Annotated in this window: 4 protein-coding genes and 1 pseudogene; 3 read left to right on the top strand and 2 right to left on the bottom strand. The window is 69.9% G+C overall.

From position 1 onward, the window contains the following. Positions 1-78: 78 nt before the first annotated feature. From AB0G02_RS17820 to AB0G02_RS17810, 3 genes and pseudogenes are all read left to right on the top strand, one after another. Positions 79-321 (top strand): annotated as a pseudogene (locus AB0G02_RS17820) (fructosamine kinase family protein); the annotation flags it as partial. Between the two features lie 7 nt (positions 322-328). Beyond that, positions 329-892 carry a DUF1349 domain-containing protein gene (locus AB0G02_RS17815; RefSeq protein ID WP_360795215.1) on the top strand — a complete coding sequence of 188 codons (564 nt, stop codon included), beginning with the start codon at positions 329-331 and terminating at the stop codon, positions 890-892. Positions 893-908: 16 nt separating this feature from the next. Next, a complete protein-coding gene (locus AB0G02_RS17810) occupies positions 909-1,712 on the top strand; it encodes an SURF1 family cytochrome oxidase biogenesis protein (RefSeq protein WP_360795212.1) in 804 nt (267 codons plus the stop codon). On the opposite strand, the gene AB0G02_RS17805 is transcribed toward AB0G02_RS17810, so the two are convergent. Beyond that, entirely contained in the window at positions 1,654-2,622 is a 969-nt protein-coding gene (locus AB0G02_RS17805; RefSeq protein ID WP_360795209.1) for a cobalamin biosynthesis protein, read from the bottom strand. The genes AB0G02_RS17810 and AB0G02_RS17805 overlap by 59 nt on opposite strands. A 36-nt stretch (positions 2,623-2,658) precedes the next feature. Beyond that, the gene (locus AB0G02_RS17800) at positions 2,659-12,501 is read right to left on the bottom strand and encodes a hypothetical protein (protein WP_360795206.1); all 9,843 of its coding nucleotides are present in this window, start codon (positions 12,499-12,501) and stop codon (positions 2,659-2,661) included. Between the last annotated feature and the right edge of the window lie 188 nt (positions 12,502-12,689).

Raw genomic sequence — 12,689 nt, 5'->3', positions numbered from 1 at the left:
GTCGATGAACATCCGGTAGTTCGGCTTGAGGTTCGCGATGTCCCGCGACTCGGGCGCGGGCGCGTATTCCCACACCGCGCGTGGCTCGTCGACCCCGCCGCCCACGGCGGGCACCGGGAGACCGACCTGGCCATGCTCGCCCTGTTCGGCTGCCCGCACCTGGACCGGGTGCTGGCCGCCTACGACGAGGCCGCGCCGCTGGCCGACGGGTGGCGCGAACGGGTGCCGATGCACCAGCTGTTCCCGGTGCTGGTGCACGCCGTGCTGTTCGGCCGCGGCTACGCCCAACAGGCGTTGTCGACGGCGCGATCGCTGCGATGATGACCCGATGGGGATCACGGCGTTCGACCGCGACGACTGGCAGTGGCTCAACGAGCCCCGGTCGTGGACCGACCTGGACGGGCTGGCCATCACCAGCGATCCGGAGACCGACTTCTGGCGCAGCACGCACTACGGCTACGACCGCGACAGCGGGCACGTCCTGGGCGTGCCCCTGACCGGCGACTTCACCGTCTCCGCCTCCTTCACCGCGGACTACGCCGCCCAGTACGACCAGGCCGGCATCGCGCTGTGGCTCGACGAGCGGAACTGGATCAAGGCGGGCGTCGAGCTCGTCGACGACGAGTTCCAGGTCAGCACGGTCGTGACCAGGGACTTCTCCGACTGGTCGGTGGTGCCGGCCGGGCGCGTCGGCCGGGTCACGATCGCCGCGGTGCGCGAGGGCGACGCGGTCACCGTCCGCTACGGCGTGGAGGACGCCGAGCCGACGACCATGCTGCGGCTGGCCTACTTCCCGCCCGAGGCCCGGACGCTGGCCGGCGTGATGGTGGCCGCGCCCACGGGCCCCGGCTTCACCGCCCGCTTCGACCGGGTGCAGGTCACAACCGCCTAGGGCTTACCGTGGTCACGTGCGGTTGAAGTTCCTGTTGCAGCCCGGGTGGCTGGCGTTGACGCTGGCGGTCTGGGTGTTCGCGGGCGCGTGCTTCACGCTGCTCGCGCCGTGGCAGTTCGGCCGCGACGCCGAGCGGGAGGCGCAGAACGCCGCGGTCACCACGTCGCTGCGCACCGACCCGGTGCCGGTCACCACGCTGCTCGACCGGTCCAACGCCGACGTCGAGTGGCGCGGCGTCACGCTGACCGGCCGCTACCTGCCGGACGGGCAGGCGGTGGCGCGGCTGCGGACCGTGCAGGGCGAGGCGGCGTTCGAGGTGCTGACCCCGTTCCAGGTCTCCGGCGGGCCGGTGGTGCTGGTCGACCGCGGCTACGTGCGGCCGGTCAACGGGATCAAGGTGCCCGACCTCGAGCCCGTGCCCACCGGTGAGGTGACGCTCGTGGCGCTGGCCCGCCGCGACGAGTCCGACGACCGCGACGCGTTCCAGGAGGACCGGCACCGGCAGGTGTACTCGGTGAACTCCGCCGTCGTCGGCCGGGCCGCCGGGCTCGACCTGCGGCCGGGCTACTTCCAGCTCACCGAGGGCCAACCCGGCGGCGAGGAGGCCCTGCCGCTGCCGAAGCTCGACGCGGGGCCGTTCTTCTCCTACGCGCTGCAGTGGATCGCGTTCGGCGCGATGGCGCTCGGCGGGTGGCTGTACTTCACCGTCCGCGAGGTCCGCCCCGGCGGCGCGCTGCGCGAACCGGACCCGAAGGCCAAGGTCAGGCGGAAGTCCGTCGCCGAACAGCTCGCCGAAGACGAGGCCGCGCCAGCGCGATGACCGCGGTCACGGCCGCCGCCGACGCGCCGACCACCCGCGACAGCTCCACCGCCCGCGTCACGTGCCCCGCGTCGGGGTTGCGGCCGTGCCCGAGCACCGGCCGGTCCTCCGCGCCGTGCGCGTACACCGTGCGACCGCCCAGCCGGACCTCCAGCGCGCCGGCGAACGCCGCCTCCACCTGGCCCGCGTTGGGGCTGGGGTGCGCCGCCGCGTCCCGCCGCCACGTCCGCCACGCCTCGCCCGCCGACCCGCCGACGACCGGTGCGCCCGCCGCCGTGAGCAGCGCGGCCAGCCGTGACGGCAGCAGGTTCGCCACGTCGTCCAGCCGGGCCGAGGCCCACCCGAACCGGCGGTACCGGTCGTCGCGGTGGCCGACCATGGCGTCGAGGGTGTTCGCCGCGCGGTAGCCGAGCAGGCCCGGCACGCCCGCGACCGCGCCCCAGAACAGCGGCGCGACCACGGCGTCGGACGTGTTCTCCGCCACGGACTCGACGGTCGCCTTCGCCAGCCCCATCGTGTCCAGCTTCCGCGGCTCGCGCCCGCACAGGTGGGGCAAACGATTGCGCGCCGCTTCCAGGTCGCCGCCGTCCAGCTCACGGCCCATCGCGGTGCCCTCGTCGGCCAGCGACGACCCTCCCAGCACGACCCACGTCGCGGCGGCCGTGGTCAGGGCCTGCGCCACCTGGCTGCGGCTGCCGAGCCGTTCCACCGCGACACCGGCGAGGACCGTGCCGCCGACCAGCACCGCCGTGTGCGCCACGCCGGCCGCCCGGTGGTCGCGGTACAGCCTGCGCTCCAACGCCGCCGCCGCACGTCCGAATCCCGCTACCGGGTGATACCTCCGCGGGTCGCCGAACACCGCGTCAGCGGCCACGCCCAGCACCAACCCCACCGCGCGCCCCAGACTCACACGGGCACGGTAGACCGCACGTGTCGGACCGCAGCATTAGGGTGGCCCACCGTGGAACCAGCCGGCCGCCTCAAGCTCTACGCCTACCTGGACGCGCGCGACCACCAGCGCACGTACCTGGCGATCATGCGGCTGTTCACGTCGACGCTGCTGGCGGACCTGTCCGCGGGCGAGGTCGCGGGGGCGTTGGCGGGCGCCGAGCGGGAGGGCCGGGTCGAGCCGGGCGAGTCGCGCATCGAGAACGTGATCAACCGCCTCCGGCAGCTGGTCGAGTGGGGCAACCTGGTGCAGGGCAGGCGCGAGGTGGTGGCCTCCAGCATCGCGGAGTTCCAGCACGGCAGCGTCCGCTACCAGGTCAGCAAGCTCGCCGTCCGGGTGCAGCGGGACGTGGACGAGCTGCTGCGCGTGCCCGAGGGCGCGCGGGAGGTGTCGCGCGAGCTGCTGCCCGCCGTGGAGCGCGGCCTGGACCGGCTCGGGCAGTCGCTGTCGGAGGCGTTGATCAGCGGCGCGAGCCGTCCGCGCGAGGTGCTGGCCGAGCAGGTCACCACGCTGTTCCTCCAGCACGCCGAGCTGGCCGCGACCGTGCGCGACTTCTACGCCTACCTGGGCCAGGTCGTGACGCGGCACCACCTGGCGCCGGAGGAGATCTCCGGGTTCCGCAACCTGCTGGTCGAGTACATCCAGATGGTCGTCGAGGACGTGCTGCGGCACACCCCGGCCATCGCGGACGCCCTGGCCCGCGTCACGTCGGCCCGGTCGGAGCTGCTGCGCCTGCTGGGCCGCGCCGACCTCGGGGACCAGGTCGAACGCATCCTTGACCGAGCGCCTGCCCGTGAGGGGTTCGACTTCCACCTTCCGGTCAGCGGCCCAGACCGTCGCCGGGAAGCCGTCCACCTCTTCGAACGCCTTCACCAGGTGCGACGCCAACGGGTGACCACCCCCGTCCGGGACCCGGTTGATCGAGCAGGCGGAAGCGACCTTCTGCTCGCCCTGCGGGTGGGGCACCGAGCGGTAGACCGAGTTCCGCGTCAGCACCCGTGCCGCGACCTCCGACGACAGCGCCAACCGGTCGCCGAACCGGAACGGGTGGCCGGTGCGCAGCCGGGCATCCACGCTGTCCGGCTCACCGTGCACGACGATCTGCCACGTCCGCGCCGAGCGCTTCGTCCACTTCATGGGCAGCTTCTCGTCACGGCGCTCCACACCGCCGTCAGCCGCCTGGACGGTGACCTCCCTGATGTAACGCCGGAAACCCGAATTCTCCGACCATTGGTCGATGCTCGGCATGTAAAGGAAATCGAGGGCCTCGTTCGGGTAGACCTGCCCCTTCGTGCGCCCCGTGACGGCCTCCCGGATCGGGTAGGTCACGAAGTCGTCGACACCCGGCTCGACCCGTTCGACCGTCCGGAAACCACCACCCTCGACAGCGATCTGCCCGTCGTCCCGGAGCACCAGGCGACCATCCGGCCAGTGCACCCGCCGCGAGTAACCACCCGCCAACATCCCCGCGCCGAAGCCCACCGGCTCGACCGATGCGTCGCCCAACGCGGCGAACACGAAATCCACATCCGGAAGGAAGCCCGCCGCTTTCCTCACCAGCTCGCTGCCGTGCAGGGCACCGGTCAACCCATCCACGGACAGGACCGCGTCCACCCCGTCCGAACGCGTCGCCGGGTACCGCTCCCCCTGCCGCGTGGCCAGCACAAGCAACGGCCGCCGACCCGCCGACCACGGCGAATCCTCGAACCGACCGGTGGTCGCGTTCCAGAAATGCCTGATCGTCCCAACCGTGGCGTTGTGCGCCCACCGCCGCGCACGCTCGAACTCGACCTCGTCACCCGCGGACCGCACCACCACCGCGACCACGTTGCCCGCGGAGTTCCTCAACGGCTCCAGCGCGACATCACCGGCCCGCAGACCCGACACCAACCTGAACACCGGACGACCCCGCTCATCCCGCGTCATCGCGTAGACATCGCGGAAGTCGCGCGAGGCGTGCGACATAGAGGCGAAGTCGAACCCGAAACCACCAGGATTCACCCGAGTGCCCGCGTCCTCACCCACCAACACCACCGGACGCCCCGGCTCCGCCACCCACTCCTGGCGGAAGTCCTCCTCCTCCGCAAGCGCGGCGAGGACCTCCTGCCCACCCAGTTCGAGGTGCCCGCCGTCAAGCGTGGGCACGACGACGTACCCACCGTTGACGATGGGCACGACGACGGGGCCACCGTCCGTCCGCTGCCCGGAGAGCACGGCGACCACCAGAGGCGACGCCTCACCCCACGGCTGGTCCCCGAACGCACCCCGCGCGACGTCCCGCGCGATACCGACCAGGTCCGGCCCGAGGTCCGCGGCCTCCGCCAGCGCGAACACACCCCCGTCTTTCCGGGTCGACACGTCGTACTGCGTCAACGCCGACCCGGAGGTGAACTGGCAGTCCCGGGACAGGACCAGCTCGGGGGGTGCCGCGACAACTTCACCGTTGTTGTTCACCAACGTGAAGAAGCCCACGGGCCCGGAGTACTCGTGGTGCGGCCGGACGCCGATCTGCTCCATCAGCAGGTCGAGCAACTCCTGGTTGAGCGCGCTGTTCGGCACGTCCGCATCGGTGATCAGCACCAGCGGCCGACGGACGTGCGGTTCTGTCAACGCCCGCTGGAACGCGGGCGACACCAACAAGCGCGCCATCTCAGGGACCGAGAGGTCGCGGAGCCGACCGTCGACCAACCGGACCACGTAGTACGGCCCCTGGCTCGCCAGGTACACCATGAACGGCCGAACCCGGTTGTCCCCCACGGACATCGTCCAGGGCAGCAGGCTGTAGCGCACATCGTGGTAGGGCCTGGTCACGTCAGCCGCCAGCCGGGCGACGCGCAGGTTGTAGTCGTCGACGAACCGCACACCCTTGACCAGGCCCTGGTAGTACGAGGGGCAGTCCAACATGGCGGCGCCGTGCAGCCGGCCGTTCCCGTCGATCAGCTCCTGCCAGTCGACGTCGGTGATCAGCACCTCCGACACCCGCTCGATCCCGGCCGAGGCGACGTCGACCAACCCGGTGTGCGGATCGATCTGCAACGAAGCGGTGTTCACGGACACGTCCCGATAGGGGCCGTCACCGCGCAGCAGCCGTGCGACCTCCTGCACCACGTCGACGTGCCGCGGGTTCGCGGAGTAGACCTCGACCATGAAGATCAGTTGTGCGCGGGGGTCGTGCTGGGAAATGCCGGCCTCGACGAGCGCGTCGGCGAACGACGCGGCGTCCCGCCACTGGCCGTTCGCGAACAACCGACCGTCGAGGTGGTGGGCGTGGGCGAAGACGTAGACCGGCGGAGGGCCTTCGTCCGAGGTGGGGACTCGATCGTAGAGGTTCCTCCACCTGGCGACGTCCTGGCCGTTCGGCGCAGCCGGGAACGCGATCACCGGTCCGGGGTCGGCCAGCACCACCGAGTCCTGCGGGGAGCCTGGCTGTTCATCCGGATCCAACACCCGGACCTCTCCCGAGCGCGACACCCGCACCCGACCCGCGAACGTCTCCACCCCACCCACATGACCCAACCGCCGCAACTCATCCCGCAACGCACCCGAATCCGCCACACCACACATCAGGAACCGCACCGGAACATCCGGCGCGAACAACCGCATCCCCACCAACAACCGCACAAAAGCACGATCACCCAAATACTCGAAACCACCGGACTTCAACGGAACCCGCACACCCTCCGGACCCCGATGCGCCACCACGCTGAACACACCCGGAACACCCGCACCCGACGCGAACGCCTCCACCACTACCTGCGCCTCACCACCGGACAGGAAGCCAGCACCCACCACACCCCCCAACCCGTCCCGCAACACCACACGCTCCGGCAACACAGCGCGAGGGGCAGGAGCATCGAAAGAGGTGCTGACACCGGAGTGGGTGTCGACACCGGACTCGGAATCGGTGTCCGAGAAGTCCTCGTCGGATGAGTCGACGGCCTCCTCCCCAGGACGCACCGCCCTCCGGTAGAACCCGTTCTCCAGGACGGACCGCCTGCCCGTGAGGCCCTCGACTTCCACCACCTGATCCGCTGCCCAGACCGTCGCAGGGAAGCCGTCCACCTCCTCGAACGCCCCCACCAGGTACGACGCCAACGGGTGACCACCCCCGTCCGGGACCCGGTTGATCGAGCAGGCGGTGGTGACCTTCTGCTCGCCCTGTGGGTGGGGCGTCGAGCGGTAGATCTCGTTCCGCGTCATCACTCGCGCCGCGACTTGCGGCGACAGCGTCATCTGGTCGCCGAACCGGAAGGGGTGGCCGGTGCGCAACCGGACGGCCACGCTGCCCGGCTCACCGTGCACGACGATCTGCCACGTCCGCGCCGAGCGCTTCGTCCACTTCATGGGCAGCTTCTCATCGCGGTACTCCACACCGCCGTCAGCCGTTTGGATGGTGACTTCCCTGATGTAACGCCTGAAGCCGGAGTGCTCCGCCCGTTGGTTGATACTCGGCATGACCAGGAGATCTTTCAGCGAGTCCGGGTAGACCTGCCCCTTCGTGCGCCCAGTGACGGCTTCCCGGATCGGGTAGGTCACGAAGTCGTCGACACCCGGCTCGACCCGTTCGACCGTCCGGAAACCACCACCCTGGACGGCGATTCCCCCGTCGTCCCAAAGCGCCAGGCGACCATCCGGCCAGTGCACCCGCCGCGAGTAACCACCCGCCAACATCCCCGCGCCGAAACCCACCGGCTCGACCGATGCGTCGCCCAACGCGGCGAACACGAAATCCACATCCGGGGCGTAGCCCGCAGCCCTCCTCACCAGCTCACTGCCGTTCAGAGCGCCGGTCAACCCAACCACGGACAGGGCCGCATCCACCCCGTCCAAGCGCATCGCCAGGTACTGCTCCCCTTGCCGCGTGGCAAGGATCAACAACGGCTGCGGACCCATCGACCACGGCGAATCCTCGAACCGACCGGTGGCCGCGTTCCAGAACCGCTCCACCTTTTCGGAGGTGACGTTGTACGCCCACTGCCGCGCGTCCTCGACCTCGGCCTCGTCACCAGCGGACCGCACCACCACCGCGACCACGTTGCCCGCGGAGTTCTCCAGTGACTCCAACTCGATATCGCCGCCCCGCAGACCCGACACCAGCGCGAACACCGGACGACCCCGCTCGTCCCGCGTCATCGCGTAGACATCGCGGAAATCGTCCACCATGTGCAACGCCGAGGCGAAGTCGAACCCGAAACCGCCGACGCCCACCCGAGTGCCGGTGTCCTCACCCACCAGCACCACCGGACGGTCGGGCGCCGGCTCCGACGACTGCTGGGAGTCGTCCTCCTCGGGAAGCGCGTAGAAGACCTCCTCCCCTCCCAGTTCGATCTGCCCGCCGTCAACCGTGGGCACAACGGCGTACCCCTCCGTCGAGCTCACCGCCACGACCAGCGGCGACACCTCACCCCACGGCCGATCGTCGAACGTGCCCTGCACGACACCCCGCACGACACCGACCAGCTCGGCCCCCAGGCGCGCGTCGTCTGCCAGCGCGAACACACCCTCGTGCCGTTGAACCGACACGACGTTCTGCGTCAACTCCGGCCCGGAGGTGAACCAGTTGTCCTGGGACAGGATCAGCTCAGCGGGCGCCGCGGCGACTTCACCGTTCTTCGTCATCGAGTAGAAGCCCACAGGGCCGGAGTACTCGAAGTAGGTCCGGACGCCGATCTCCTCCACCAGCAGGTCGAGCAACTCCCGGTTGAGCGCGCTGTTCGGCACGTCCGCATCGGTGACCAGCACCAGCGGCCGACGGACGTGCGGGTCCGTGAACGCCCGCCGGAACGCGGGTGACACCAGCAAGCGCGCCATCTCACGAGCTGAAAGGTCGTGGAGCTGACCGTCCATCGACCGGATCACGTAGTGCGAATCCCGGCTCACGAGGTACATCACGAAAGGCCGAACCCGGTTTCCCCCGACGGACATCGTCCAGGGCAGCAACCTGAAGCGCGCACCCTCATAGGGATTGGTGACGTCGGCCGCCAGGCGGGCGATGCGCAGGTTGTAGTCGTTGACGAACCGCACACCCTTCAGCAGACCCCGGTAGTACGAAGGGTCGTCCAGCACAGCGGCGCCGTGCAGGTGGCCGTTCCCGTCGACCAGCTCCTGCCAGTCGACGTCGGTGATCCGCAGATCCGACACCCGCTCGAAACCGTTGGCCGCGAAGTCGACCACCCCGGCCTGCGGATTTGCCCGCAGCGCAGCGGTGTTGACGATCACGTCCCGGTAGGGGCCGTCACCGCGCAGGAGCCGCACGACCTCCCGCACCACGTCGACGTGCCGCGAGTAGCCGGAGTAGACCTCGATCGCGAAGATCAGTTGCGTGCGGGGGCTGTGCTGGGAGACACCGGCGGCGATCAGCGCCGCGGCGAACGATTCCGCATCCCGCCACTGTCCGTCCGCGAACAACCACCCGTCGGACGCGCGAGCGTGGGCGTACACCATCGAAGACGTCATGGTCGTGGCGGGCATGCAGTTGTGGAGGAACTTCCACCTGGTGACGTCCTGACCGCTCTGGTCGATCGGGAACATGATCGGCCGTCCGGGGCCGGCCAGCACCACCGAGTCCTGCGGGGAGCCTGGCTGTTCATCGGGTTCCAGCACCCGGACCTCTCCTGAGCGCGACACCCGCACCCGGCCTGCGAACGTCTCCACCCCACCCACATGACCCAACCGCCGCAGCTCATCCCGCAGCACAGCGGAATCCGTGACACCGCACATCAGGAACCGCACCGGAGCATCCGGAGCGAACAACCGCATCCCCACCAACAACCGCACGAAAGCACGGTCGTCCAAGTGCCTGAAACCACCGGACTTCAACGGAACCCGCACACCCTCCGGACCCCGATGCGCCACCACACTGAACACACCCGCATCCGCACCACCCGCACCCGACGCGAACGCCTCCACCACCACCCCGGCCTCACCACCGGCCAGGAAACCCGCACCCACCACACCCCCCGACCCATCCCGCAACACCACACGCTCGACATCCACGGGGGACACGCGAACACCAGGACCGCCGGACTCGGAATCGGTGTCCGAGAAGTCCTCGTCAGAGGATTCGACGGCCGTATCCCCCGGACGTACCGCCCTGCGGTAGAACCCGTTGTCCTCGACGGTTCGCCTGCCCGTAAGACGGATGGTAGCCACGTCCTGGTCGGCGGCCCACACCGTCACCGGGAAGCCGTCCACCTCCTCGAACGCCCCCACCAAGTAGGACGCCAACGGGTGACCACCCTCGTCCGGAGCACGGTTGATCGAGCAGACGGTGGCGACCTTCTCCTCACCGCGCGGGTGGGGCACCGAGCGGTAGATCCGGTTGCGCGTCAGCACCCGCGCCGCGGCCTCCGGCGACAACTCCACCTCGTCGCCGAGCGCGAGGGGACGGCCGGTGCGCAAGCGGACGGTGACCCTGTCCGGCCGACCGTGCATGTCGACGTACCACGGCGGCACCAGGCGCTTCGTCCACTTCATGGGCAGCTTCTCGTCGTGGCGCTCCACGCTGCCATCGGCGGCCCGCGTGACGACTTGCCTGAGGTAGTGCCTGAACCCGAAGGCCGACTCCCGCCGACGACTGGCCTGCATCATCCAGAGGTCGGATCGCCTCGTGGGGTACATCTGCCCTTCGATCCGCCCCGTACCGGCTTCGACCAGCGGGTAGGTCACGAAGTCGTCGGAACCCGGATCGATCCGTTCCACCGTCCGGAAGCCGTTGCCGTGCACGGTGATCCGCCCGTCGCCGTGGAGCACCAGGCGACCGTCCGGCCAGTGCACCGGCCGCGCGTAGCCACCGTCCAGCATCCGCGTCGCGAAGTTCCAGGGCCGGATCGACTGGCCGCCGAGCGCGGCGAACACGAACTCCCGCTTCGGCGAGCTCCCCGCGGCGTCCCTCAGCAGTGCGCTGTCGCGCAGGACACCGGTCAACCTGACCATGGACAGGACGAGGTCCTCCCCGTCCGAGCGCGTCGCCAGGTACCTGTCGGCTTCCCTGGCGGCCAGGATCAACAGCGGTTGCTTGCCGGCCGGCCACGGCGTTTCCTCGTACCGCTGGGCCGTCGAGTTCCAGAACCGCCTCATCTTCCGGGGCGAGGTCGAGCCGGCCCACTCACGAGCGTGTTCGACCTCGGCCTCGTCACCGGCGGACCGCACCACCACCGCGACCACCCGGCCCGTGGAGTCCTCCAGCGGCTCCAGCGCGAGATCTTCGTCCCGCAAGCGCGAGACCAGCGTGAACACCGGATCGCCGTTCTCGTCCCGGGTCATGGCGTAGACGTCGCGGAAGTCATGCGAGGCGTGCAGAGCCGAGGCGAAGTCGAAGCCGAACCCACCGAAACCCACTCGAGTCCCGGCGTCCTCACCCACCAGCACCAACGGCTGATCGGGCGCCGTTTCCAGCAGCGAGTGGAAGTCTCCGTTCCGGAACAGGACCTGGAAGGCGTGCCCCGCCTCCACCTCGACGCGCCCGCCGTCAGCAGTGGGCGCGACGGCGTACCCCTCAGTCGAGCGAACCGCCACGACCAGCGGGAGCTGAGCACCCCACTGCTCGTCACCGAACTCACCCCGCGCGACACCTCGCGCGATACCGACCAAGTCCGGCCCGAGGTCCGCGTCCTCCGCCAGGGCGAACACAGCCCCGTCCCACCGGACCGGCACACCGTGCCGGAGCGACTTCCACCCGTTGGTGAACCGGACGCCCTGGGACAGGGACACCTCGGAGCGGGCCCTGGTTTCACCGTTGGCCGTCAAGCTCTCGGCGCGCACCGGTCCCGAGTACTCGTAGTACGCCCGGATGCCGATGTCCTGCATCAGCAGGTCGAGCAGTTCCCGGTTGAGCGCGCCGTTCGGCGTGGCGGTGCGGGTGATCAACGCCAGCGGCCGGCGCACCTCCGGGTCGGTCAACGCCCGCTGGAAGGCGGGTGACGCCAACAACCGCGCCACCTCCCGCGCCGAAAGCCGGAAGACCCGACCGTCGTGCAGCCGGACGTCGTAGGACCGCCCCCGACTTTCCAGGTGCACCACGAACGGCCGAGCCCGGCCCGCCTCGAGGGTGGAGGCCCACGGCAGCAGCTCGAGACGTCCTTTCCCCCGGAGGTTGTCGGTGTCGGCCACGAATTCGCCCAGGCGTTGGTTGTAGTCGTCGGCGAACCGCGCGCCCTCCACCAGAGCGGGGTAGTACCGGGTCTGACTCATCAGCGCCGCGCCGTGCGGCCGGCCGTCCCCGTCGATCAACTCCGCCCACTCGACGTCGGTGATCAGCACCTCCGACACCCGCTCGAACCCTGCGGCGGACAGGTCGACCAGGCCGGTGTCCGGATCGATCCGGAGCGGGGCGGTGTTGACGAACACCTCGCGATAAGGACCATCACCGCGCAACGACCGCGCGACCTCCCGCACCACGTCGACGTGCTGCCGGCTCTCGGTGGGCAGGTCGATCACGAGGTGCAGCGGCGAGCGGGGATCGTGCTGGAAGAGACCGGCGTCGACCAGCGCCGCGGCGAACGACGCGCCATCCTGCCACTCGTCATCCACGAACAGCTCGCCGTCGACGGCGTGAGCGTAGACGTGGACCGGCGGAAAAACCCCGTCCAACACCGGCATGCGCAGGTGGAGGAATTCCCACTCGACGCTGTCCGGACCATTCGGGGTGAAGGGGAACGCGATCGCCGACCCCGGGGTCGCCAGCACCACCGAGTCCTGTGAGGGGGCGGGTTCCTCACCCGGTTCCAGCACCCGGACCTCGCCCGAGCGCGACACCCGCACCCGACCCGCGAACGTCTCCACCCCGCCCACGTGGCCCAAACGCCGCAGCTCGTCGCGCAACACCGACGAATCCGCCACACCACACATCAAGAACCGCACCGGAGCATCCGGAGCGAACAACCGCATCCCCACCAACAACCGCACAAAAGCACGGTCGTCCAAATACTCGAAACCACCGGACTTCAACGGAACCCGCACACCCTCCGGACCCCGATGCGCCACCACACTGAACACACCCGGAACGCCCGCACCCGACGCGAACGCCT

Source organism: Actinosynnema sp. NPDC023658, from assembly GCF_040639995.1.
Classification (GTDB): Bacteria; Actinomycetota; Actinomycetes; order Mycobacteriales; family Pseudonocardiaceae; genus Actinosynnema.
The sequence above is the reverse complement of the archived record's forward strand: the minus strand, read 5'-3'. Positions and strand labels throughout refer to the sequence as shown.